This is a genomic window from Gilliamella sp. CG25 (assembly GCF_046635705.1).
Lineage (GTDB): Bacteria > Pseudomonadota > Gammaproteobacteria > Enterobacterales > Orbaceae > Gilliamella > Gilliamella apicola_I.
In genome coordinates this window covers 61,301-85,548 of sequence record NZ_JBIDFJ010000001.1, presented here as the reverse complement: position 1 = coordinate 85,548, position 24,248 = coordinate 61,301, and the positions used below count along the sequence as shown (strand labels likewise).

Below are 24,248 nucleotides of genomic sequence, written 5' to 3'. Positions count from 1 at the left end.
CTCAAAATTGGTTAATATCACAAAGGACTAAAAATTAGTGCGCAATTTTACCTCTAATCAACGTATGTTGTAAAGTAAAAATTTGATTTATTCTAATACAGCAAATTAATTTGCTAAACAGCTTTTGGCATCAGATAATTACTCTAATTTTAATAAGAAAAAATAAGCAGGAGCTTTTATGTCACCATTTATTACAGGTCAATATCCTAAGCGCCGACTCAGACGTAATCGGGCACAAGATTTTAGCCGACGTCTAATTGCCGAAAATAATTTAAGTGTTAATGACCTGATTTATCCGGTTTTTATTATTGAAGGAAATCAGATTACTCAACCAGTTGCATCTATGCCAGGTGTAAACAGAATGAGCATTGATGTGTTATTGAAAGAAGCCGAACAAATTGTTCGATTAGGCATTCCGGTTTTATCTTTATTTCCCGCTATTGAACCTGAAAAAAAATCGCTTCTTGCACAAGAAGCCTACAATGAAAATGGTTTAGTCCCAAAAGCCGTACGTGCATTAAAAAGAGAATTTCCTGAGCTTGGCATATTAACCGACGTGGCACTTGATCCTTATACTACTCATGGACAAGACGGTATTATTAATGAACATGGTTATGTTCTAAATGATGTTTCTGTCGAAACACTTGTTAAACAAGCCTTGATGCAAGCTCATGCTGGTGTTGATATTATCGCACCAAGCGATATGATGGATGGACGCATTGGCGCAATTCGTGACGAACTCGAAGTCCAAGGTTTTCATAATACGCAAATAATGGCTTATTCCGCCAAATATGCCTCGAGTTTTTATGGCCCTTTCCGAGATGCAGTCGGCTCAGCTAAAAATATAAAAGGTGGAAATAAAAAAACTTATCAACTTGACCCATCGAATAGCAATGAAGCCTTGCAAGAAATTTATCAAGATTTAAGTGAAGGTGCTGATATGGTCATGGTAAAACCCGGCATGCCTTATCTTGATATTATTCGCCGAGTGAAAGACACCTTTGCCGTTCCGACTTTTGCCTATCAAGTATCTGGGGAATATGCCATGTTAAAAGCAGCAATTGAAAATAATTGGTTAGATGAAAAATCAGCAATTATGGAATCATTACTCTGCTTTAAACGCGCTGGTGCAGATGGCATATTAAGCTATTTCTCTAAACAAGTCGCCGAATGGTTAAATAACACTTAACAAAATTAATTTTAGCCATTTATAAAATTGACATGCATAGATTTGCATGTCGATTTTTACCCGCCTCTTTATTTAAGATTTTGATGAACAAAAAATTAGTTAACCAATTATAAAATATCTAGATTTTAAAATCATCTTAATTGTTAATCGTCCATTAATTTAGTTTTCTTAAAATTTCAATATCGAGAAAAAATTTCTTAAAAAAACTTCAAAATTTACAAATCAGAATAATGTAAAAAAGTGTTAGCTCACCTACTTGTTAAGCTAAATATCTGATAATATTTGTGATAGCAAGTGATTAGGGAGTAATAAATGATTTATGAATTAGTTCCATCTGAATTACACAATGATCTTAATAATTTTCTTCATAACTTAAGAAGAATAACTCTGCAACGTTTTGAAGCATGTCCATTTTGTGGTAAAAGCGATTTTTATTTGATTCGGACAAACCCGACCAACACTTATCGTTGTAAAGCATGCAATAAGTATTCTACCGCGGCGACGAATACTCCTTTCAATCGTTTGACACCATTTAATTGGTTAGAAATAATATTCACTTACCGTATAAAAAATAAAAGCTATCAATATATTGCCAAAAAATTAGCATGTTCACTTGAAAAAGTTATACGACGCGATCATGCAATCATTCAATATTTAAAAATAAATTATACTTGTTTATACAGGTGGTATACCGATAATAAACAAGCCAAAATCACCACAACCTTAGAAGAACAACATCAAGTCATGAACACCAAAATAATGGCATTACTCAATGAAAAAACGCCTACTTGTCTCCATTGTGGATCATCAGAAACAATCAAAGTCGGAACACGAACATGCTATCGATGTAAACGTTGCCGACAAAGTTTTAATATTTTAGGTGATACCCAATTAAATAAATTACCTAGAGCAGACTTATGGTTACAATTTATCGATTTATTAGTATCAGGTGAAAATAATTTACAAATCGAAAAAAAGATGAATTTTAGCAGTAACACTGTCAGACGTTGGCGTTCTGCATGGTGTGACATGATGAAAAACTGGGATTGTAATGCATTAGCGGTTTGGTGTAGCCGTCACTAAAATATGAATATTTTTAAGAAAACAAAATGAAAACGTTTAAACTTAAAAATATTCATTAAACCGATAAAACAACTTTAATCTTCACCAAATTTATCGTAATCACGACATAGCGCAATAGTATCTTCGATTAACCGTCTTGCTATTGTGCCATATTCTGGGATTTTAGGCAGATTGGAATAATGATACCAACCAGCATCAACTAATTCGTTTTTATCTATTTGTATCTCTCCGCTGTCATAATCAGCTAAATACGCCATCATTAGCGAATTAGGGAATGGCCACGGTTGTGATGCCACATAACGGATATTTTTTATTTGTATCTTGGATTCTTCGAAAACTTCTCGCTTAACGGCCATTTCCATTGTTTCGCCAATTTCAGTAAATCCCGCCAAGACAGTATATAAATCATCCTGATTATGACGAACATGCTTTGCAAGTAAAATTTTATTTTTGTCTCGAATAGCAACAATGATAGAAGGTGAGATTTGTGGATAATAACGCTCTTTACAGTTATCACACATACAACACCATTCCGTCTTACTGATATACATCTTGCTTCCACAATAGCCACAATACTTGTGAGAACGATAAAATTCAGATAATTGAACTGCTCGCCCTGCCATATGGAATAATGATTGATCGGCTTCATAGGTAAGCAAAGATCGAATAGAACTCATAGAGTTTTTCATTTGCTTGCAAATAAGCCAAGCCGTTTGTCCATTCCATTCACCGATTGGTTGTGCAAGCTCTTGAGTAAAACCCAGTTCGTTTGCTTGTCCAAACGGCACTTTACCATTCGGTAACCATAGACGCCCATTTTGACTAACAAACCAATATCCCTTTTCATCTCCGGTTAAATGTAATTGTTGCTGTATATTCATAATCAATTAATACTCAAAAACAGATACGAAAAAGGAGGATTTTACTCCTCCTTCAAATTCTCATTATTTCTTTTTCTTTTCGTGAAGACCTTTTTTCTCTAATTCCCAATAGATAATACGTTGCTGCGCAATCGTAAATAAATTACTGACAATATAGTATAAAACTAAGCCAGATGGGAACCATAAGAAGAATACTGTAAAGATTAATGGCATATAGGTCATCAATTTTTGTTGTAATGGGTCTGTGACAGGTGTTGGTGACATCTTTTGAATTAAGAACATTGTCCCACCCATTAATAACGGTAAAATATAATATGGATCTTGTGCTGATAAGTCATGAATCCAAAGGGCAAATGGCGCATGACGGAGTTCGACACTATTACCTAACATATAGAATAATGACAAGAAAATTGGCATTTGAATCAATAGTGGTAAACAACCCCCTAACGGATTCACTTTTTCTTGCTTATAAAGCGCCATGGTTTCCATGCCCATTTTTTGTCGGTCATCACCATAACGCTCTTTTAACGCTTGTAAACGAGGTTGTAATAACTTCATTCTAGCCATTGAGCGATATTGCGCACGTGTTAATGGGAATAAAATACCACGAACGATAAACGTGATAGCAATGATTGCAATTCCCCAATTACCAACAAAACTTTGGATAAATTTCAATAAATAAAATAGAGGTTGAGATAAGAACCATAACCAACCATAATCCACAATTAAATCAAGATGTTTTGCTGTTTGCTTTAATTCGCTTTGAATTTCAGGCCCTAACCACAATTTTGCACTAATCGTTTGCGTACTGCCTGCTTGCACTGTCGTGGATTCACCTTTAAAACCAATGGTTGCTTGCGAATTCTTCGCTGCAGCTCGAGAATAGAATAAATTCTTCTGATCCTGTGTTGGAACCCAAGCCGATGCAAAATAGTGTTGCAACATCGCAACCCAGCCTGTTGTTGTTTCGATAGATAACGCTTTATTTTTAATATCATCAAAACTGTATTTGCTATAATTTGTATCAGCGCTAGAGTAAGCCGTACCACGGAAAGCACTTAGCCCTAATCCACCACCGCCTTCAGTCACGGCATCATGAGGTAACTCAATAGTCTGTTTTAACTGCCCATACATCGCAACTTCAACAGACGTTGAACTTTGGTTATCAATTGCGTACTCAACATCAATTGCATAACTGCCACGATGTAACACATAATATTTAGTGTATTTCACGCCATTGATTTGATAACTGAGCGGTACGCGCAGTTCATCTTGCCCGTCAGCTAACGTATATTCGGTCTGCGCTGTTTGATAAACAGGACGTTGAGAGTTTTGCGTCGCATTATCAGGGCCATCTTTACCGGTTAAACCACTTTCGGCAATATAAACATAATCAGGACGTGAGGTTAACAATTGGAAAGGTGTACCTGAATGGAGAGTCTGCTCATATTTTAATAATTGAGCCGCTTGCACATCACCGCCATAAGTATTAATGGTAAGTGAAAGAACATCAGATTTGACAATAATGCTCTTACCAAGCAGTGAAGCATCATTCGAATCATTATCACTAACATGTTGTGTCATTTGATTGGTAATAGGTGGTTTAGGGGCATGATCCTCTTCCCAAGCCTTCCAAATAAAAAACGATACAAAAAGTAAAGCAATAACTAAAATATTACGTTGAGATCCCATTAGTGTTTTTCTCTATTGTTTTTAATATTAGGAGGAACAAGATCTTCTCCTCCCTCATGTAAAGGGTGACATTTTAATACACGTTTCACTGTTAGCCAACCTCCTTTTAATAATCCAAAGCGTCTTAGCGCAATTATTGCATACTGAGAACACGTTGGGGTAAAGCGACATTTTGGACCAAATAAAGGGCTAATGACTTTTTGATAAACACGAATCATTAAAACAAAAATATTTATTATCAATAATTTACAAGCCATTACATGCTGTTTGATAATTAATAAAATTTTGTTTAAATCTGATGTTTGCCGACAATTTTTTGGCATAGTTTATCTAATGTAGCGAAAAGTTGTTGATTATCTAATTCTATAACAGGTTGCTTCGCCATTAAAATAAAATCAATGTTAGGTAATTGATGTTGATGATGACGGAAATACTCTTTAGCAAGTCGTTTGATCCGATTACGCTCATGTGCTCGCTTAACCTGCTTTTTAGCTATAGCAAATCCCAAACGTGGATGCGATAACTGGTTTTTACGAGTAATTAGCGTAAGAAAAGGCGATCCCGCTCGTGTGGATTCTTGAAAAACATAATTGAAATCAAAGGGAGTTAACAAGCGCAACTCCCGAGGAAAAGTGAGTTTAGTCACTCAACTTTAAATTAGCTAGAAACAGTTAAACGAGCACGGCCTTTAGCACGACGGCGAGCAAGAACTTGACGACCGTTTTTAGTAGCCATACGTGCACGGAAACCGTGAGTTCTGTTGCGTTTTAATACTGATGGTTGAAATGTGCGTTTCATGACGATTTATATCCAAATCTAATTTATCAACAAGTTGTAGAGTAAAAACTCCACAGCATTAATTAAAGAGGTCGGAATTATAGAGGCTATTTTATTTTTCGTCAATGAGATTTTAAAAGATAAATGATATAAAAATAACCTAAAATAGCCGTCACTGCCGTAAGTATCAGATATCATGTCACCCTTTAATATCGAATAAATTATTCATTAAAAGTTAGAACTCGCTTACTTTTTTCACCGCCGACTTCACGTGCTAATTTAGGAACTAAATAACCCGATACCTGTTCAGATAACTGCTTCATTAATTGTTTAGCGTGCTTGTCTTCCACCAAAAAATGAGCGGCTCCTTGTACTTTATCTAATAAATGTATGTAATAAGGCAATATACCATTATCAAATAGCTTATTACTCAATTGTGCTAACGTCGTTACATTATCATTAATATTTTTCAATAACACACTTTGATTAAGAACGGTCACATTATGTTGCTTTAATTGATTAACCGCTTGTGACACATCATCATCAATTTCATTAGGATGATTAATATGCGTGACAACAACAATTTGTAAACGACTTTTAGCAAAAAGTCGACAAAGTGTATCAGTAATACGTGAAGGAATCACTACCGCTAAACGGGTATGAATGCGTAGCCGTTTAACATGCTTAATTTTTTCTAATCCACTGATTAAATAATCCAACTCATGATCTTTAGCCATTAATGGATCACCACCAGATAATATGATTTCATCAAGCTCTGGATGATTCGCAATATAATCTAATGCAACCGTTAAATTTTTTTTATTACCTTGATTTTCATGATAAGGAAAATGTCGCCTAAAACAGTAACGACAATTAATTGCACACGCCGTTTTAGTCATCAATAAGGCTCGATTGTGATATTTATGCAATAATCCCGGAATGGCGTTATCTTGTTCTAGTAACGGATCAGCACTAAAACCACTAACTTCAATCATTTCATTATCATTACAAAGCACTTGTAACAATAGCGGATCCGTATAGTCACCCTTCTTCATTCGATGAATAAAAGCCATAGGAACTCGAAGCGGAAACTGTTTTTTCGCTTGTTTCATAGATATAGAAATCGTATCTGGATCCAAATCTAAATAACAATAAAGTTGCTTAATATCGGTCACAACATTAGCAAGATCAAAAATCCAGTCATCTTTATTTGGTAGTTCAACTTTTTGCTGTATAATATGGCTCATTTTTGTAATTCAGAATGATAGTTGGAGCTTTTATGGCATCTTATAGTACTAATGAGTTTAAAGCCGGTCTTAAAATAATGCAAGATGGTGAGCCGTGCGTAATTGTTGAAAACGAATTTTATAAACCCGGAAAAGGGCAAGCAATTAACCGCGTTAAAATTAAAAAATTACTTTCTGGTAAAACCGTTGATAAAACGTTCAAATCAGGTGAATCAGTTGAAGCTGCCGATGTTGTCGATATGAATCTAACTTATTTATATACCGACGGTGAATTTTGGCACTTCATGAATAACGACACATTTGAACAATTATCTGCTGATGCGAAAGCGGTTGGAGACAACGCTAAATGGTTAGTTGATCAAGCAGAATGTATCTTAACATTATGGAACGGACAACCTATCGCCGTTACCCCACCTAATTTTGTTGAACTTGAAGTTATCGAAACAGATCCAGGTTTAAAAGGTGATACAGCAGGAACTGGCGGTAAACCGGCAACATTATCAACTGGTGCTGTTGTCCGTGTACCACTGTTTGTACAAATTGGTGAAGTACTTAAAGTTGATACACGTTCAGGCGAATACGTTTCACGTGTTAAATAAAATCGGTTAAGTATCTTAACGATTGAAAGAATATAGCGAGGCTTAAATAGTCTAGCTATATTCCAAACAACGCTCACAAAGTTACTTGTCAACATTGATAAAATATCTAAACTCTTTTTTATCCTTCATTTCCAGTTTTTCAAACAACGACTAAATAGTTATTTAGCACCGATATAACCTAATTGTCGCCATGATTCATAAACTACCACCGCAACGGAGTTAGATAAATTCATGCTACGGCTATTGGCTAACATAGGAATGCGAATTTTATGATCTTGTGGAAGCACATCAAGTATAGAAGCTGGTAATCCCCGTGTTTCTGGGCCAAACATCAAAAAGTCATTGTGTTTATAACTGACTTCACTATGTGACTTTTGCCCTTTTGTAGTTAATGCATAAACTTGGGTGGCTAACTCAAGTTGGTTTGATTCTAAAAAATGATGAATATTTTTATAACGTTTTACATCGACAAACTCTTGATAATCCAATCCTGCACGCCTAAGTTTTTTATCATCCCAAAAGAATCCCATTGGTTCAATAATATGTAAATTAAAGCCCGTATTTGCACAAAGACGGATAATATTACCTGTATTAGCAGGAATTTCGGGTTCGAACAAAACAATATTTAATGGCGCTTTAGACACAACAATTCTCTTCTATTTTTTATTTTGGATAGGCAATACTATCACAACTCTTAGTCCCCCTAACGGACTTTTCTCTGCTTTAACAGTTCCGTGGTCTCGTGTAATCGCATTACAAACAATAGCTAAACCTAAACCTGTCCCACCTGATTCACGATCTCGTGCTTCGCTGGTACGATAAAAGGGTCTAAAGATCTGTTCTAATTCATTATCTGCCACCCCTAACCCATCATCGTCAATAGTAATAGTTAGGTGTTTATGATGCGCGACAAAATCCACCACAATTTTATGATTTGAATAACGAAAAGCATTGCGTATTACATTTTCAAGCGCACTACATAACGCCGCAGGATAACACAAAATAGTCTGATTGCTGGGTGGATTCATAATTAAGAAATCTTTTCCAATTTGTTCTGCTTCAAATGTGGCATTATCAAGCACTTGCTTAAATAACACATTAATACTATTTAATTCCCGAATCTCATTATTATCATATTGATGTCTGGCTAATGATAATAGATCACCAATCATGGCATCGAGTTTTAAGGCTTCATTATTAATACGAGTGACTTCTGTGCCTTCGCCTTGCTTACGACGCAATAATGATGCAGCAAGCTGTAAACGTGTTAATGGTGTTCGTAATTCATGAGAGATATCGGAAAACAAACGTTGCTGAGATTCTTGCATTCGTTTCAGTTCCCGTAACATATGGTTAAAACTTGCACCTGTTGCTTTATACTCAGAAGAACCAATTGTTTCGAGATCTGGCCACTCTTGTAAATTACCTTTAGCAACCTGATCAGCTGCACTTTTTAAACGTCTTGCTGGTTTTGCGATACTCCAAGATAACCAAAGTAAAAATGGCGAGCTAATTAACATCGTTAATGCTAACAACAAAAAGGGATGATCGAAGATAAGGCTAACAAACTGCGATTGAATATCCGATGCTGGTTGTAAAACATACAATTTATATTGCTCTTTAGCGTAATTAACCAGAAATGGACCGATGATTTCTTGCGAACCATAAATCTTTTTAGCAGGATCATCAACATTATGAGATTTTTCACTAAAGTTTTTTACTAAATCTATGTTTTTAGTATCTGCGGTTATGATTTGCTCATTGGGTGTTAAGATAAATAAGAATTGTTCGGATTTTTGATGATTATCCATAACAACAATAAAACGCATCCACCAACGAAAACTATTTTTAGGAACATTGATTAGCTCTTTTTCGAGCTGATTAGCGAGTATATTGCCAGTTTCTTTTTCTTTATTCGCCAAATAAGTTAAATTTCGGGAATCCAGAGTCGGCAAAACGATAATCAGCATCAAAAAAAAAGCTATTGTCAGTAAGAATATAGTGAATATTCGGATAGTCAGACGATCAAAAATCCACATATCTTCTTACCTTTTTAATAAACAACATCTAACTTTGTAACAGATCATCATTCTGATCTACGACAAATAGATAGCCCTTAGATCGCAATGTTTTAATCCACGGTAAGCCATCACTACGGGGTGGAAGCTTCTTACGTAAATTAGAAACATGAACATCAATTGAACGCGCAAGAGGAATAAACTCTTTACCAAGCACTGTTTCACTCAAGGTATCACGAGAAATTATTTTTCCTGCATTTTCAAGAAGTTTTAATAATATTTGAAATTCGGTGCCTGTTAATTCAATATATTTGTCATCAAAAGAAACAGATTGTTGCTTTCGATTAACGGTTAATTTATCAATCGTATATTGAAGAGACTTCTCACCAAAGCCACCAACTAAATTATCCCAACGTTTACGACGTAATAGTGCGTTAATCCGCGCAACTAACTCCCTATCATTAAATGGTTTCAAGATATAATCATCTGCACCAAGTTCAAGTCCAATAATTTTGTCAAACTCGTTGTCTTTAGCTGTTAAAAAAATAACTGGAACCGTGTATTTATTTCTAAGTTGAGATAAAACACTTAATCCATTCATTTCAGGCATCATAATATCAAGTAATATAAGATCAATGGTATTATCAAACTTATCTAAAGCCTGTACTCCATTATTAGCTGTTACAACTTCAAATCCTTCTAATTCTAATAATTCACACAACAACGAGGCTATCTCTGGATCATCATCAACTACAAGTAATTTGTTCATTACAACCCTCTTAATCCTATTGATTCATAATATTTATATTTTAATTAAAATTAATCCTATTATTGATATAGCTTTTATTTTTTCCTTACCGTTATTATATATGCAAAAAGTGCTAACAATATACAAAATTCTTAGCAATTTTATTCTTTAAATATTTTAACGTTACAAAAACCCTGTTCAATAAGGTATAAAGCCTGTAATTTACTCATTACACCTCGAGCACAATAAAGTAAATATTGCTTAGATTGATCTAAATCGCCGAATTGAGTGGCCAACTTATAAAATGGAATAAGCTTAACTTCAACATCGCTTAATTCAAGAGGCTGATCTTCTTGTTCATCTGGGGAACGAATATCAATAACCACATGTTCATCATTAAGTTTACTAACAGTTTCTACTTGCGTGATAGTTGTATCGGCTTGTTTAGCAATTTCGCGGATATCGATATTTTCAGCTTCGTCAACCGCCTTATCTAAAATAGAAAAATCAAAATTCAACTCTTCGGCTTCAATTTTTTCTTTTACTGCTTTCACGGTTGGACTTTTCGAAATCACACCACAAAATTCTGGCATCGTTTTAGCAATATCTTCCGTTCCAATCTGACGAGCAAGATTAATAATAGTTTCTTTATCATGCGTAATAAGAGGACGTAACACTAAAGTATCACTGACATTATCGATTAAGCGTAAATTGGTTAAAGTTTGACTTGAGACTTGCCCTAAAGCCTCACCAGTCACTAACGCTTCGACCTTATAGCGCTGAGCAATTTTTGAGGCAGCTCGAATCATCATTCGTTTAAGAATAACGCCCATTTGACCGTCATCCACCTTTTCAAGAATCTCACCTACCACGTCGGCAAAATCGATAGCAATAAAACGGACTTTATGCGAACTCCCAAAACGCTCCCATAAATAATGCGCCATCTGTTTAACACCAATTTCATGTGTCTTACCGCCAAGATTAAAAAAGCAATAATGAACACGACAGCCACGTCTAATAAGCATATAGCTTGACACACCAGAATCAAAACCGCCTGAAATTAACGAAATCACATCTTCTTGTGTGCCTGTTGGAAACCCACCAATACCATCATATCGACCTTTAACAAGCAACAACTTATCTTTATCAATTTCTAAATTAACGGTAATGTCAGGGCGAGTTAATTTCACTTTAGATGAAGCAACATATTGATTAAGCCCCCCACCGACATAACGCTCAACATCAATCGAGGTAAAATCATGTTTTCCTCGACGTTTAACCCGTACACAAAATGATTTGTTTTCGATTAACGGCGCATAGTAATTCAATGCTTTTTCGAATATGTCGTGAATATCCACATAAGGCAGCTCATCGACCGCTAAAATATGATGAATACCGGGAATCCGGATTAATAAATTAAGAATTTGCGCTTCACTGTTGGCAACTTTTGGACGGACTTCAATAAAATCCCAATGACGAATAACCGCAACGTCTTCAATATGACGTTTCAAAATGTTACGAATATTACTGGTCAATATTTTTATAAAACGTAAACGAACAGATTCACTTTTAATGGTAATTTCAGGAAACAGCTTAACAATAAATTTCATAAAACAACGATACTATAATAAAAATGGCGACATTATACTGATTTTTACCCCGGAAACATACAATTGATTACGATAAATACAGAAAATAAGAAAATATACTTGCTTGTTTGTCACACTTTCGCTAATATTCCGCATCTATAAATTTTTGTTGTATAACACTTAAAAAGTGACAGGTTAAAATGTACGGAATTTTAATAGCAGGTTATTTGGTTATTGCTTTAGCAATAATTGTACTAGTATTAATACAGCGTGGTAAAGGTGCTGAAATGGGCTCTTCATTTGGGGCAGGTGCATCTGCAACCTTATTTGGTTCATCAGGCAGTGGTAACTTTTTAACACGTACAACTACCGTTTTAGGTGTGCTATTCTTTGCATTAAGCATTGTGTTATCTAACATGGTCGGTACCAGTAAATTCAGTCACATTGATGTGAATGAAAGTACGCCTGTGACAACACAACAAAATACAAGCGAACAAGCAACACAACAAACAACAAATGATAATCCGACATCGGATATTCCAAATTAATTACGGCGCCGTGGTGGTGAAATTGGTAGACACGCTATCTTGAGGGGGTAGTGCTCTAAGGGCATGCGGGTTCAAGTCCCGCCCACGGCACCAATTCAATAATCAGCAACATTCTTCAAAATTCTTTAAAACACATCAAAGCTAGTAAAAAAAGCCTTAAAGCCTAGTTTTCTATTCTTCAAGCGTCCATAAGATACATTTACAACCACATTATTTAGGTATACTTATCTCATATAACTAAAAATCGTATAACGATGGCTTGTATAACTGTCCTATTAACAGTTACTCAAATCAAAACAATTAAATTATAAGATAAAGATTATTCGTTATCAGACAGCAACAATTTAGTTTTGAGTTTAATTTGGTTTGATTATTTTTATTCCTTTGCTTTTGAATAAGGTTAATCTATTGGTTGGTATAGGGCTTAATCACTTAAATTATTCTCTTTTTTTAAATCGCGATTAATATTTGTTAATACTGGTTAATTTTTCTTATGTTATCACTACACTAACAAGAAATGACTACATATTATTTTCTTTTTAAGTTATTCTATTAAGTACGCTATAACTAATTTTTTTGTCATAGCTTTTCTATTAGCCTTTAATCATTTGGCTATATTACTTAATCCAATTTACTAAACGAAACAATGGAATATATCATGAAAAAATTCATTCCTATATTATTCTTATGTAGTTTGTATGGTAGTAATAGTTATGCAGATGAAAGTCAAAATAGTTTCCAAAAACAACCTCAGTCACAAACAAATACCGATTATACTGAATATAAAGCTCATTTAGCCGATAATCTTTCTTTGTCATTTTTTGTTGATAGCCAAGAACAAAAAGCCATACCCGTGTTATTGAAAGATGGAAAAAAATATCAGCCAATTAGTATCAAATACTGTATTAAAAATTCTGATGCTTGCTGGCGACAAATTATTTATCATAATTCACTTTCTCATATTAGTTATAACCTTGATAAACCCGAAAGTAGAAAAAATTTATTGATATGGAAAATAGAGTATCTCGATAATGGTCAATTAGCTGAAACCGATTTTACACAGGCGCCAAAAACAGGAGCTTTACCAGATGGGGATGATGATTATGATCCGTATATCCTTTGGCAATCAGATTTGAGTAATTATTAATTCAAAATAATGATAGCAAATAAGTTAATATAATAAGGATTTGCAAATCGATAATTTGCTTTTTAATTATATTAACTTATATTTTTCTTTAAAAATGAAATTTAATCGGTCACCACAAATTAGAATTTTATTCTTCTAACTCGATTTGTATTGAAAACTCACGTTAGTTTACCAAAAAAGCATTTCTAAAATTATCTTTACAAATCAATGATAATGGCGATAACTAAAATAAGAAATATCCTATGTGAATATCTAAATTTTCCTTAAAACTTAATCAGTTTCAAAAATTTTATAATTAACAACTAGTTGTTAAAATTGTATTTTTATGTTAATTTGCATCATCAATTTAACAATCTTATAGTTAGACATAAGAGTTATTGGATATTTAATAAGGATATGTATGTTATCAACTATTATTATTATTCTAATTTTTATCACCGGTTGGTTATTCTTTGCCTATAATAAACTACGTGGTTTAGCCGAAAATGTTAAGCAGACACAGGCTAATATTTATGCTACGGTCAAAAAGAGACAAGATATAGCACAACGACTTTCTGATATTGCTTCGAGCTATGGGAATCACGAAAAGCTTACACACTTTACCATTACTGAAAGTGACAGCATTAGCAACGCAGCTACCCGCACGTCACAAACTTCTCAGATATTAGGTAATGTTCAAATGTTAGCTAATCGATATCCTGATTTAAAAGCCAATACAACTTACCAACAATTAATGGTTCAATTAGATGAAATTGAAAACTCCGTTCTGATACGAAGAGAAGCTTATAATGCCGCAGTACAAGTATATAATTCCACTCGCGGTAGTGTTCCTCATCTATTCTATGCTAGTAAACTAGGATTTGGTGAAGCGGCCTATTTTGAAATGGATCAAAATGGTACTGAACAACAAGCATCGTTTAAAACCGACGATGGTAAAATATTAAGAGACACAATTGGTAGAATGGCCTCAGTAGCTTCAGGAAGGGTAAAAAAAATTAAAGAAAAAACAAATAATAACTCAGAAGATAATCAGTCCAATCAACAAAATTAGTTAATCCTATTTTTACACCGACAGCCTTGTTGTTTTATCAGAATAACAAGGTAATCTTCATTTATAATAATTTTTTGTTTTTCATCACAATTAATTAAATTTTCAGCATTCTATAGTCATAGGTTTCAAAAATGAAGGTAAAGCACTCTTCTGGATATTGTTAACCCGTACCTAGTCAATTTCGATATTCTTTTTATTAAAAGCTAATTGATGAATTTAATATCAGACAATAACCTCTTTATCGACTTTCATCAATAAAGAGGTGGTATAAATCAATCCAGTATTCCGTTATGCAAAGCCTTTTAATCCAACCACATGAACATGTTCTTGATTGTTGATTACTTTACGTACCAGTTTGTAAGTTGTACCTTTTTCTGGACTAATGTTTTCAGGTGCAGCAATAATAAGCTGCATTTCTAACCGTTCACAAAGTTCAAAGAGTGTAGCAATAGATTTGGCATCAAGTCGAGCGGCTTCATCCAAGAATAATAAACGACATGGCGAGATGTCTTTATTACGTAAGCGTTTGGATTCTTCTTCCCAACTTTGTATAACCATTAATAGTATTGACATACCGGTACCGATTGCTTCACCGGTTGATAATGCACCACTTTCAGCACGTAACCAACCATCTGCCCCCCGATTAACTTCAACATCCATTTCTAGATAGTTGCGGTAATCAAGTAATTCTTCACCAATATTTTGTGCGGTTCGTTGTCCCATATCGATATGAGGATTTAAACGTTGATAAAGTTTTGCTAACGCTTCAGAGAAGGTTATGCGGTTATTGCTGAAGAGATCTTGATGCTCGTTCTGGTCATCTGCTAATGCCGCTAACAGTGATGAGTGAGCTTCACGAATCGTGACATTTAATCGTACGCCATTCACCTGTCCAAATGCCACCGCTTGTAAACCTTGGTTAAGCATACGAATACGGTTTTGTTCACGCTGAATAGTTTTACGGATAATATTTGCTACACTTTTTGAGCTGATCGCTAACTGTTGCTCACGTGAAGTTAATTCTTCGGTCAAGCGTGATAATTCAATTTCCATTTGTTCAATGGCTTCAATTGGGTCATCCGTTTTGACGATATCTTGGCGAATTCGCTCGCGAAGATGTTTATAAACGGCTATATAAAATTGAATTTTGCGTTCTGGTCGTTTTGGATCTTCGGATAGTCTTAATACATCACGTAAGTGCTCGTTGTCATTGACCGCTAAACGTAATGAACCTAACGCTTTATCCGACATTGAACGTAGTTCATCTGCACTCAAATAAGCCAGCTCACGACGATGTAATCGGCGTTCAACGCTGTTTTCTTTAACTAGACGTAATACTAAGCACCACCCTGCTTTAGCTTCAACAACTTGTTCTCTAAGCTGTTTATAATCCCGCAGTGTTTGAGCAAGTCGTTTTTGCATTTGGGTCATTTCGCTTTCACACATAATGAGCTGCTTTTCAAGCGAAGTACAATGTTGACGATTACTATTTAGTTTTTGATGAATTTCATCACGACGAGCTCGAGCACGCTCTTCAGTGATCGCATCCGCTTTCACACCAATTTGATCTATTTCTTTATGCAGTTCATTAAGCATATCTCGTTTAGTTTCAAAGGCGCTTTTTAGTGAAGCTAACGTTTGATTGTATTGATTATACTTATCTTGATATTGCTGCATTTGACTGCGTGCTTCAGTTCTTTGTGCTTCAACAATTTCTAATCGAGCGCGCAATTTTTCGTTCAAATCAGTATTTTCATTCAACATTCCAGCTGAATCTTCGTAACTAAAGTGAGCTCGGCGTTGCATTACTTCCGTTAGTGCAAAGACTTGCTGGCGAATAGTGTGTTGCTGTGCTTTAACGATGTTGTATTGTTCACGTAATGCTTCGTTTTGCTCAGGATCACTTTGTAATACAGCAACTAACGGTTCAAGCTCAGAAACGGTATGGCGATGACGGCTGACGTATTGCGCCGCATCTTGTGCTTCAGCAACCTGTTCACGCAATTCATCTACTCTATCCGCTAAATCATCATCAGCCAGTAAATGCATTTGAGCAACTAATCGGTTTACTGTCACTAATTGCTCTTTACAATTGGCAACTTGCTGTTGATTTTGTTTATCAATCGATTCTTGTGATGTCAATTGACGTTCAATTTCATTGCGTCTTGTCGCTAATTTTTGCGCTTCAGCTTCGGGATCGATATCAAAGGCAACCGATAAATATTCACCAATAAATTGACCAACATTTTGTTCAATACGTTGTAATTTTTGTAAATCAAATGAGAGGTTAGCATAACGTTCATGCAGTTCATCTCGCTCTAATGATAGTTTTTCAAGATGAATTTCACGTGCTGCTCGCCCAAATAACGGAACTTTTGGAAAACTGGAGAAGCGCCATTGGCGTTCACCTGTTTTAACTAATACAGCCTTATTCATCTCTTCACAATCAAAAACACTATCATCAAATGAGGATGGATCACCTTCAATAAAATAGATATCTTCTGGATAATCTTCTTCACTGGTGGTCAGATTTTCAAGTTGTGCTTTAACTTGCGACAAATCCGGCACCACAATTGCTTGACGTGATGGACCATATAACGCTGAGAAGTAAGGTGCATCATCAATGGTGACATCTTCGTAAATTTCAGAAAGTAATACACCATTAAATCGCTCAGCTAATGCCGATAAACGACCATCATCAACCCCACTTGGTTGATTAAGTTGTTCAATTTGAATATCTAATTGATTTCGTTTGAACGTTATCTGATCGCGTTCTGTAACTAATGCACGTTCTTGTTCAAGTAGCTGTTGCATATGTTGCGTGACAGCTTGACTGTGGGTAAAGCTTTGTCCAGTTTGCTCTTGTAGGGCAATTAAGGCATCTTGTGCTTTTATCCACATTGGTGCTTTTTGTCGATAATCCGCTATTTTGGATTGAATTTGTTCAAGTTCTTGTCTGAATTCGATTCGTTTTTCACTTGATTCATTGGCCAATATTGCGTTTTCATCAAGTTGTATTTCAAGTTCTTGTTTTAACTCGTCAAGTTGATCATATTCAATTTGGCGACCAATACGTTTACAGAATTGGGTTAATAGTGATTCGGCTTCTTTTTGTTCAAAAAAGCGTTGTTCTAATTCATCAAGTTGGAGTTGTAAATGTTCAGCTTGTTCAGCTTGATAACATTGTGACGGCCATTGTCTTAATGCTTCTTTCGCTGCACGCCAAGCATCACTACGAACAACATCGCCAACTAATTTCACCACTAATTGATATGCCCGATCAAATTGATTTATCGCCGCATCAGAAACACTGAGTCTTTGCTCCATTTCAAGCACTTGATCAGTTATTTCTTTTTGTTTTTCTTCAAAAATCTCAAAATGATTTTCGATATTGCTTATGCCTAATTTGGGTAATTGACATAAAGATTGAGCATTTTTTAGTGCTTGCAAAGCTTGTTGATATTGAATGGCACGGGTTTGTTGTACATCAAGCGCTTGTTGATAATCTGCTAATTGCGTTTTGATTTCATCCACTTCGTGTTCGGTGTGTTCCACTTGATCTCGATAAGTTTGATACTGTTCATTTGCTTCAAGTACAACTTCATTTTGCTCTTCAAGTTTTAAATTGAGATCATCTAAATCGGCTTGATAACGGTCAATTTTTTCTTGTTGGCGTAGCGCTGTTTGCGCTAAATTAAGGTGATCATTGGCTGCTTGTAAGTCGGTTTCTAAGTCACTTTGTGCATCTTGAAACTCTTTAAGTTCTTTTGCCATTTCAACTTGGCGGAACTGGTTACTGATGAGCAAATCTTGTGTTTTGAACATATCACGACGCAAACCCAGCACCGATTCAATATGTACACGACGCTCGTTAGCATGACGCATATAATCCGCAGCCACGTAATCGGTTGATTCAGTGATAAGATGTTTAAATAGGTCTCGGTCAGATTGAGTCACCCGAATAGCTTCTAGTGTCATTCGGTTTTCACGAAGTGCCGCTTCCATATCCTGAAACGCTTTACGTACACCACTATTTTCAGGAAGTAAGTAATCACGAAGTGAGCGAGTAATCGCACTTGAAATACCACCATATAGTGACGCTTCAATCAATCGGTAATATTTACTACGATCGGATGAGGAACGTAAGCGCTTAGGTAATACACCAAAGTCAAACATAACCGAATGATAATCGGTAATTGAATTAAATTGCTTAAAGATAACGCCTTCTATTGTTTCGACTTTATCTTTTAATTCAGGCAAGGATAAAATTCTTGCTTGTTTATCATTTAAACGTTCGGTTACCAGTTCAGTTGGGCTAATGCCAACAGGTAAACCTTGTAATAGAAAAGGTTTGATGTCGACTTTTTTATCACGCCCAGCCACTTGCTGTAATCGAACACCGCATATAATTCGCTGATTACGTGAATTAATGACATCAAGCATGGAATAACAAACGCCAGGTTTTAATTTACCATGTAAACCTTTATCACGTGATCCTGATGTCGCACCAGCTTCAGTAGTATTTCGAAAGTGTAATAATGTTAAATCAGGAATTAATGCGGTCACAAATGCCGCCATGGTTGTGGATTTACCTGCCCCATTCCCGCCTGAAAGCGTGGTGACAAGTTGATCTAATTCAAATGTTCTGGCAAAAAAACCATTCCAGTTTATTAGGGTTAATGAGTGAAACTTACCGTGTCCAATCATAATTATTCAATCTCCTCATTAACATCTTCTTCTTGTTCTTCGTTATTATCATCGTCTAGGATAAGCGATGACTCGATTTTGATTGCTTCACCGTCTCGAATTAAACGTAATTGTGCTTCTTGTGCATCATCACTACTGCGCACATCGGCCCCAAAACGGAAGATAGATTCGTTGATACGAAAACGGCTACTGTCATTACCCACAATAAAAAATATCATGCCTAAACGACGTAATCGATTAAGTGCCGTTTTGACTTTATCAAATAGCTTTTGCCGATCCAAATCTGATCCAGTCGACCGTTGATTAACTAATTTAAGTAATTTACTTTCATCCGCTAACGAAACAAGTTCATCAAAAAGTTCTTGTAAGGTAAAAATACCTTCATGCGCTAGCCGTTCAGGACTTAAATATAAATAACAAAGGACTTTCCCGACTAACATATCAAGTTCAGATAACACCGAACGGGGGATTAATGTTGTTGAACGAGGACGAAGGTAGAAAAAGCCTTCTGGTGCACGAATTAATTCGACGTTATAACGTTGATAGAATTGTTCCAGTTCAAGTTGAAAATCCATTAAAAAGGCATGATTATCCAGTTCATCTATACCGATATGGCGTCCGGAACGCAATAAACTATCAAGCTCAGGAAAAAGGGGATTGGCAATTGCCTGTGCTAATTTAACGGGCATATATTTATCGATAGATGCTTGGGAACTTGCCGCAATGCGACCCATAACTTCATCAAGATGATGAGCTGTTTGTTCTAATTCTAAATCTTTAGTATCTGTTGATGACATGTGCTTGTACCTTAGCTCCATAATCGTTAATAGGTTTCCATTCGGCTGGGATACCGAGTAAATCATTTTCGGCAATCCCTAAACGAATAGCCTGATCGATAAATAATCTTGCAATATCAAAATGTTGTTCCCGTGGGAACTGTGCTAGATAACTATGAATAGCAATACTCATATCCAGTGGTTTATTTTCTTGTTTGAAGACCAATAAATTTTGTTCGATATGGGCAATAATGTGTTCTTGAATCTCTTCAATCATCTCAAATTCAAGTTCTGACGGTAATTCACCCGTTACTTCTGCTTCGTGTAGTGCAAGTTCTTCATCACGCATATCAAGTAGGCGATCAGCATTGGCAAAAATAAGTGACCAAGGTAAATCGAAATAGCCTTGTATTGATTTACGTAATCGCTGTGAAAAGACTCTATTTTTATCTAAATCAATAGCGGTACGGATAAATTTATGAACATGGCGATCATAACCAATCCAAAGATCAATCGCCTTTTGTCCCCAGCCAATAATGCGATCAAGTTTGCCTTGTAAATCCATAACCACATTATTGATTTTATCGAGATCAGGATTATCCAAGGTTGCATCTTGAATCAAGAGCAGACTTGCTTGGAGTTTATCGCCTGCAGCGGCGAGTGTATCTTGCAATTCTCGTAATGTTTGTGACGTTTCAGTGAGTAAGCCTTCACAACTACTAATTGCTGCTTGCCAATCTTGGCTTAATAATGCCGAAATATTTTGTTTTACATCCGCTTGTTGCTCATCCATTACCCGTTGGGTAATATCAATACTATCAAAAATCTCTGCAACGGAGTATTTCAAGGGTGCAAAAACGTTACGATGCCAGTGAAGATCATCACCACCTTCTAGTGCTGCATCAGCCGCACGTTTTAGCTCTTGAGCAACAATAGAAAGCTGAATTGATAAACGTAACGTAGAAAATTCTCGTTGACGAATATAGTAATCCGAAATGCCAATTCCTAAAGGGGTCAAACGATAAATTGAATAACCATCAGTCATTTCGCTAGCAAAACGCGTAATTAATCGCTGGCGTACTAAATCATTAATGGCATTATTTGCTCGAACAGCAATGGTATCTTCACTCTGTTCAAAAATTTGTGATACATGCCTGAAAGCATCAATTAATTCAGATTCAGTCATTTCACCATCAAAGCGTTCGCTATTTAAGACGGCTATCGCCAATAAAAAAGCGAGCCGTTCAACTGGCAAATTAATTGAAAAATCATTTTTTTTTGCCCAAGAGACCAGTTCTGGCACTGATTGGGAAAAATCCATCATAGTGGTTCCTTAATAATAGATGCTCAATTGTTGAATGCGCCCTAAATATAAATGAGTAAGACAATATATTGCGTTAAGGACAAAATACTTTTGATTATATAACAAATTGTAATAGTTAAAAATAGCAAGTTTAAGATTTGTTATTCATAATATGTTTTTATATATCAAAAAAATAAAAACACAATTTGGTTATTTATATTCAAGAATTGTAATGCAATTATTTTATTACTAAAGCGATCAAAAACGAACAAAACATATTTTATATTTAATTATCATATTAAACATTTTTTGATGATCAATAATTACACAAATAGCATTGACTTTTTTTATATCGATATGATAATGATTATCATTTTCATAAAATATAAGGATTTTTATCATGCGTAAATTATTTGTACTCATCTTATCAGGAAGTGTTACTTGTATGATATCACAATCGCTTTCTGCTCATGGTATTTGGATCGCTAATCGGGTTGATCAAAAGCAAATCGTTTTAGGTGAAGGTCCGTTAGATAATGGTTATCAAACGGAATATGTAAAAAAGATTCATGCTTATAATGGTAATTGGACTTCTTTACCGATTAATCAAAAAAAACATCAAAATTATGTGACCGTTGAACCGACAGAAAATACCGCTGTTGTAACGGTTAGTTTTGATTATGGTTATTGGACTAAAAATGCACAGGGTAAATATGTTAATCTTCCGATGAATAAAGTAGAGGGAGCGAGTAAAGGAACCCATGCCATTAAATACAGTGTCAATTATTTATCATCCGTCAACGCACCTAAACGGGTTGAAGATATTCCGTTACAAATAGTACCAGCAGTTGATCCAACCCAATTAAAACGCGGTGATAATTTACTTGTAACGGTCTATAAAGATAATCAGCCATTAACAAATACTGCTGTTATTATCGATGTCGTTAATAATTTAGATAAAACGGTTATAACTGATGATAAAGGTCAAGCGACCATTACTATTCCTAATCAAGGCTTAAACGTAGTAGGTGTCGAAATAGGTTTTCCCCTAAAAGATAGCCAACTTGCGACTCAAGAAAAATTTTTTACAACATTAGTTTTTACACTCATGCCAGAAGAAGATTAATTTAAACAATAAAAACGGGATTAAAAAATCCCGTTTTTATCTTGATTTTATACTTCAGCTTCGACAGGTCGAGGAATAAAGAAACTACAAACTAAGGCTAAAATTGTAATGATTAATCCTAATAACATTCCATTAAAATAACCCTTAACGGTATAACCACTTATCATTTGTACAGCAGGCAATAAAGCAAAACTTAATCCTGCACCTAAATTAAAAGCCCCTGCATTCATGCCTGGCAGAAAACCTAAGTTTTCTTTAGGCGATAAGACTATACCAAGACCATTTAAAATGATATTCGCCATTCCTGCATAAAAAATACCTAATGCAATAACACCAATAATTAATATCGGTAGTGAATCAATCCCGTAGAACATGATCATTAATTGACTAATGACACATCCTATTAAACCTAATTTAAGTACCTTATTGTAACCTAAACTTGGCGCCAAACGTCCAGAAAATGGCCCTATCAACCACCCAATTAAGGCATAAGGTGTTAATAAAATAAGTGAAGCCCAATCAGCTTCTAAACCAAATCCGATTTCAGTATTTTGCGCTAATGACATCACTAACCCATTAACGACGGCAAAAATCCCTGTCATAGTTAATAGTGTGGTTAACAATATTGCCCAAGTTGCTCTGGTTTTTAAATGTACTATCGTTACTAATGGTTGTTTACTGGTTTTTTCTGTTTTCCAAAATAGAATAAAACAGATACCAGCAAAAATAGTTAATCCTATGACTTTAAACCAGTTGGCAAGGGCTAAATTCCCTGCTTCATTTAGCGCTAGTAACAATGCAGCAACAGTAAGCACAATGAACAGCACACCTAACCAATCCATTTTGGTTCCTTCAGAAGGTTTAGACTCAGGTGCATAACGATGAACAAAATAGGTGGATAGCGCTGCGGCAATCGCAATGACCCAAAACACCGAACGAAAACCGCAATAAGTTGCAAGCAGACCGCCGGCAATTGCATCTATGCCAGCAATACCGCCATTTACAGCGGTCACTATGCCCATTAACATGCCATATTTTTTGACATCTTTAACTTCATGACTGAGCATCAGTAAACAAAGTGGAACGACTGGCCCTGATACACCTTGAATAATTCGCGCAATATATAATACAACGATATTCGGTGCAACCGCTGCAAGCACCGTACCTAATGTCATAATAAACAACATAATCGTTAAGACTTTTTTACGACCTTTTATATCACTTAAACGGGGTAAAAATAATGAAAACAGTGCAGCAGAGGTAAAAAAAGCGGTTTGGGATAATCCGACTTGAGCGTCGTTAGAACCTAATTCTTTAGCAATAGTGACTAATACTGGGCTTAACATACTCGCATTGAGTTGAAATGCTACACAAGCAGCAAGCAATGCAAACATTAATGTTAGCATACTATTTTTTTTCTGGCTTAATTCGGCCATATTTTACCTCGTTAATACTTATTATTGGACAATACTTGGTTTTACCATAACCTCAACAGCAAATTACAGGGCTATTAATTGTTACGTATAAATCAAAACAACACTGTTTTGTGTTTATAAGACTGACACTAAAAATCCCAACGATTTAATATCAATTGGGATAGGTTAACGTTTTATCTCGCCAGCATTATTTACTGATTTTTCCATAAATCTTTTTAATTGAACTATTTTTATTGAATGTTCTGATAAATTCCAAGTTTTATACGATGAATCACAAGCCAACTAAACCTGTTTTCTTTCTAATAAATGCAAAGCTATCAGTAGAAGGAAT

General features: G+C 35.4%; 21 protein-coding genes and 1 tRNA gene. 8 read left to right on the top strand and 14 right to left on the bottom strand.

Annotated elements, in window-relative coordinates; genetic code table 11:
- The first annotated feature begins 178 nt into the window (after positions 1 to 178).
- Positions 179 to 1,189, top strand: a complete 1,011-nt coding sequence (gene hemB / locus ACGH6P_RS00385; RefSeq protein ID WP_411596460.1) for a porphobilinogen synthase — start codon at positions 179 to 181, stop codon at positions 1,187 to 1,189.
- A 312-nt stretch (positions 1,190 to 1,501) separates the two neighbouring features.
- Entirely contained in the window at positions 1,502 to 2,272 is a 771-nt protein-coding gene (locus ACGH6P_RS00380; protein ID WP_267352367.1) for a hypothetical protein, read from the top strand.
- A gap of 74 nt (positions 2,273 to 2,346) precedes the next feature.
- Here ACGH6P_RS00380 and nudC read toward each other — a convergent pair whose 3' ends face one another.
- The 6 genes from nudC to epmB all read right to left on the bottom strand — a co-directional run bounded on the left by nudC (position 2,347) and on the right by epmB (position 6,869).
- On the bottom strand, positions 2,347 to 3,153 hold the full coding sequence (nudC, locus tag ACGH6P_RS00375; RefSeq protein WP_267352368.1) for an NAD(+) diphosphatase: 807 nt from the start codon (positions 3,151 to 3,153) through the stop codon (positions 2,347 to 2,349).
- 63 nt (positions 3,154 to 3,216) lie between these two features.
- The gene (gene yidC / locus ACGH6P_RS00370) at positions 3,217 to 4,845 is read right to left on the bottom strand and encodes a membrane protein insertase YidC (RefSeq protein WP_267380889.1); all 1,629 of its coding nucleotides are present in this window, start codon (positions 4,843 to 4,845) and stop codon (positions 3,217 to 3,219) included.
- Positions 4,845 to 5,102 (bottom strand): membrane protein insertion efficiency factor YidD, encoded by a 258-nt coding sequence (yidD, locus tag ACGH6P_RS00365; protein WP_267352429.1) that lies wholly within the window; start codon positions 5,100 to 5,102, stop codon positions 4,845 to 4,847. Before yidD ends, yidC begins: the two co-directional genes overlap by 1 nt.
- A gap of 32 nt (positions 5,103 to 5,134) precedes the next feature.
- Entirely contained in the window at positions 5,135 to 5,491 is a 357-nt protein-coding gene (gene rnpA / locus ACGH6P_RS00360) for a ribonuclease P protein component (RefSeq protein WP_411589934.1), read from the bottom strand.
- Positions 5,492 to 5,502: 11 nt separating this feature from the next.
- Positions 5,503 to 5,643, bottom strand: a complete 141-nt coding sequence (rpmH, locus tag ACGH6P_RS00355; protein WP_039105005.1) for a 50S ribosomal protein L34 — start codon at positions 5,641 to 5,643, stop codon at positions 5,503 to 5,505.
- Between the two features lie 200 nt (positions 5,644 to 5,843).
- On the bottom strand, positions 5,844 to 6,869 hold the full coding sequence (gene epmB / locus ACGH6P_RS00350; protein ID WP_411596459.1) for an EF-P beta-lysylation protein EpmB: 1,026 nt from the start codon (positions 6,867 to 6,869) through the stop codon (positions 5,844 to 5,846).
- A 32-nt stretch (positions 6,870 to 6,901) separates the two neighbouring features.
- Between epmB and efp the strand changes: the two genes are divergently transcribed.
- Complete coding sequence (gene efp / locus ACGH6P_RS00345; RefSeq protein WP_034882790.1) at positions 6,902 to 7,468, top strand: elongation factor P; 567 nt, start codon at positions 6,902 to 6,904, stop codon at positions 7,466 to 7,468.
- A 158-nt stretch (positions 7,469 to 7,626) separates the two neighbouring features.
- Here efp and trmL read toward each other — a convergent pair whose 3' ends face one another.
- The 4 genes from trmL to thiI all read right to left on the bottom strand — a co-directional run bounded on the left by trmL (position 7,627) and on the right by thiI (position 11,844).
- Positions 7,627 to 8,112, bottom strand: a complete 486-nt coding sequence (gene trmL, locus ACGH6P_RS00340) for a tRNA (uridine(34)/cytosine(34)/5-carboxymethylaminomethyluridine(34)-2'-O)-methyltransferase TrmL (RefSeq protein ID WP_411596458.1) — start codon at positions 8,110 to 8,112, stop codon at positions 7,627 to 7,629.
- Between the two features lie 12 nt (positions 8,113 to 8,124).
- A complete protein-coding gene (gene cpxA, locus ACGH6P_RS00335; RefSeq protein WP_411589936.1) occupies positions 8,125 to 9,507 on the bottom strand; it encodes an envelope stress sensor histidine kinase CpxA in 1,383 nt (460 codons plus the stop codon).
- Positions 9,508 to 9,535: 28 nt separating this feature from the next.
- On the bottom strand, positions 9,536 to 10,255 hold the full coding sequence (locus ACGH6P_RS00330; protein WP_065558927.1) for a response regulator: 720 nt from the start codon (positions 10,253 to 10,255) through the stop codon (positions 9,536 to 9,538).
- A 140-nt stretch (positions 10,256 to 10,395) separates the two neighbouring features.
- The gene (gene thiI, locus ACGH6P_RS00325) at positions 10,396 to 11,844 is read right to left on the bottom strand and encodes a tRNA uracil 4-sulfurtransferase ThiI (RefSeq protein WP_267361388.1); all 1,449 of its coding nucleotides are present in this window, start codon (positions 11,842 to 11,844) and stop codon (positions 10,396 to 10,398) included.
- A 179-nt stretch (positions 11,845 to 12,023) separates the two neighbouring features.
- On the opposite strand from thiI, the gene secG reads away from it, so the two are divergent.
- The 4 genes from secG to ACGH6P_RS00305 all read left to right on the top strand — a co-directional run bounded on the left by secG (position 12,024) and on the right by ACGH6P_RS00305 (position 14,569).
- Entirely contained in the window at positions 12,024 to 12,371 is a 348-nt protein-coding gene (gene secG, locus ACGH6P_RS00320) for a preprotein translocase subunit SecG (protein WP_267361386.1), read from the top strand.
- A 7-nt stretch (positions 12,372 to 12,378) separates the two neighbouring features.
- Positions 12,379 to 12,464: transfer RNA gene (locus ACGH6P_RS00315), tRNA-Leu, on the top strand.
- A gap of 565 nt (positions 12,465 to 13,029) precedes the next feature.
- Positions 13,030 to 13,518: a hypothetical protein gene (locus ACGH6P_RS00310; RefSeq protein WP_267352374.1), complete on the top strand. Its 489-nt coding sequence runs from the start codon at positions 13,030 to 13,032 to the stop codon at positions 13,516 to 13,518.
- A 400-nt stretch (positions 13,519 to 13,918) separates the two neighbouring features.
- The gene (locus ACGH6P_RS00305) at positions 13,919 to 14,569 is read left to right on the top strand and encodes a LemA family protein (protein ID WP_267352375.1); all 651 of its coding nucleotides are present in this window, start codon (positions 13,919 to 13,921) and stop codon (positions 14,567 to 14,569) included.
- 288 nt (positions 14,570 to 14,857) lie between these two features.
- Here ACGH6P_RS00305 and mukB read toward each other — a convergent pair whose 3' ends face one another.
- From mukB to mukF, 3 genes are read right to left on the bottom strand one after another with little or no spacing between them, the layout of a single operon-like run.
- The gene (mukB, locus tag ACGH6P_RS00300) at positions 14,858 to 19,276 is read right to left on the bottom strand and encodes a chromosome partition protein MukB (protein ID WP_411596457.1); all 4,419 of its coding nucleotides are present in this window, start codon (positions 19,274 to 19,276) and stop codon (positions 14,858 to 14,860) included.
- 2 nt (positions 19,277 to 19,278) lie between these two features.
- A complete protein-coding gene (mukE, locus tag ACGH6P_RS00295; RefSeq protein WP_363317426.1) occupies positions 19,279 to 20,010 on the bottom strand; it encodes a chromosome partition protein MukE in 732 nt (243 codons plus the stop codon).
- Between the two features lie 43 nt (positions 20,011 to 20,053).
- Positions 20,054 to 21,376, bottom strand: a complete 1,323-nt coding sequence (gene mukF / locus ACGH6P_RS00290) for a chromosome partition protein MukF (RefSeq protein WP_267380438.1) — start codon at positions 21,374 to 21,376, stop codon at positions 20,054 to 20,056.
- A 379-nt stretch (positions 21,377 to 21,755) separates the two neighbouring features.
- On the opposite strand from mukF, the gene ACGH6P_RS00285 reads away from it, so the two are divergent.
- Positions 21,756 to 22,481, top strand: coding sequence for a DUF4198 domain-containing protein (locus ACGH6P_RS00285; RefSeq protein WP_411596456.1), 726 nt, complete (start codon positions 21,756 to 21,758; stop codon positions 22,479 to 22,481).
- A 47-nt stretch (positions 22,482 to 22,528) separates the two neighbouring features.
- Here the strand turns inward: ACGH6P_RS00285 and ACGH6P_RS00280 are convergent, their stop codons facing one another.
- Entirely contained in the window at positions 22,529 to 23,917 is a 1,389-nt protein-coding gene (locus tag ACGH6P_RS00280) for an MFS transporter (protein ID WP_267380434.1), read from the bottom strand.
- Positions 23,918 to 24,248: the final 331 nt, after the last annotated feature.

What these genes read in the sequence shown, in the direction of transcription:
- efp (WP_034882790.1), top strand. Translation starts at nt 6,902, where the DNA reads ATGGCATCTTATAGTACTAATGAGTTTAAAGCCGGTCTTAAAATAATG.
- ACGH6P_RS00305 (WP_267352375.1), top strand. Translation starts at nt 13,919, where the DNA reads ATGTTATCAACTATTATTATTATTCTAATTTTTATCACCGGTTGGTTA.
- mukF (WP_267380438.1), bottom strand. Translation starts at nt 21,376, where the DNA reads ATGATGGATTTTTCCCAATCAGTGCCAGAACTGGTCTCTTGGGCAAAA.
- ACGH6P_RS00330 (WP_065558927.1), bottom strand. Translation starts at nt 10,255, where the DNA reads ATGAACAAATTACTTGTAGTTGATGATGATCCAGAGATAGCCTCGTTG.
- secG (WP_267361386.1), top strand. Translation starts at nt 12,024, where the DNA reads ATGTACGGAATTTTAATAGCAGGTTATTTGGTTATTGCTTTAGCAATA.
- ACGH6P_RS00310 (WP_267352374.1), top strand. Translation starts at nt 13,030, where the DNA reads ATGAAAAAATTCATTCCTATATTATTCTTATGTAGTTTGTATGGTAGT.
- cpxA (WP_411589936.1), bottom strand. Translation starts at nt 9,507, where the DNA reads ATGTGGATTTTTGATCGTCTGACTATCCGAATATTCACTATATTCTTA.
- mukE (WP_363317426.1), bottom strand. Translation starts at nt 20,010, where the DNA reads ATGGGTCGCATTGCGGCAAGTTCCCAAGCATCTATCGATAAATATATG.
- mukB (WP_411596457.1), bottom strand. Translation starts at nt 19,276, where the DNA reads ATGATTGGACACGGTAAGTTTCACTCATTAACCCTAATAAACTGGAAT.
- thiI (WP_267361388.1), bottom strand. Translation starts at nt 11,844, where the DNA reads ATGAAATTTATTGTTAAGCTGTTTCCTGAAATTACCATTAAAAGTGAA.
- ACGH6P_RS00285 (WP_411596456.1), top strand. Translation starts at nt 21,756, where the DNA reads ATGCGTAAATTATTTGTACTCATCTTATCAGGAAGTGTTACTTGTATG.
- ACGH6P_RS00380 (WP_267352367.1), top strand. Translation starts at nt 1,502, where the DNA reads ATGATTTATGAATTAGTTCCATCTGAATTACACAATGATCTTAATAAT.
- hemB (WP_411596460.1), top strand. Translation starts at nt 179, where the DNA reads ATGTCACCATTTATTACAGGTCAATATCCTAAGCGCCGACTCAGACGT.
- epmB (WP_411596459.1), bottom strand. Translation starts at nt 6,869, where the DNA reads ATGAGCCATATTATACAGCAAAAAGTTGAACTACCAAATAAAGATGAC.
- nudC (WP_267352368.1), bottom strand. Translation starts at nt 3,153, where the DNA reads ATGAATATACAGCAACAATTACATTTAACCGGAGATGAAAAGGGATAT.
- yidD (WP_267352429.1), bottom strand. Translation starts at nt 5,102, where the DNA reads ATGGCTTGTAAATTATTGATAATAAATATTTTTGTTTTAATGATTCGT.
- yidC (WP_267380889.1), bottom strand. Translation starts at nt 4,845, where the DNA reads ATGGGATCTCAACGTAATATTTTAGTTATTGCTTTACTTTTTGTATCG.
- rpmH (WP_039105005.1), bottom strand. Translation starts at nt 5,643, where the DNA reads ATGAAACGCACATTTCAACCATCAGTATTAAAACGCAACAGAACTCAC.
- ACGH6P_RS00280 (WP_267380434.1), bottom strand. Translation starts at nt 23,917, where the DNA reads ATGGCCGAATTAAGCCAGAAAAAAAATAGTATGCTAACATTAATGTTT.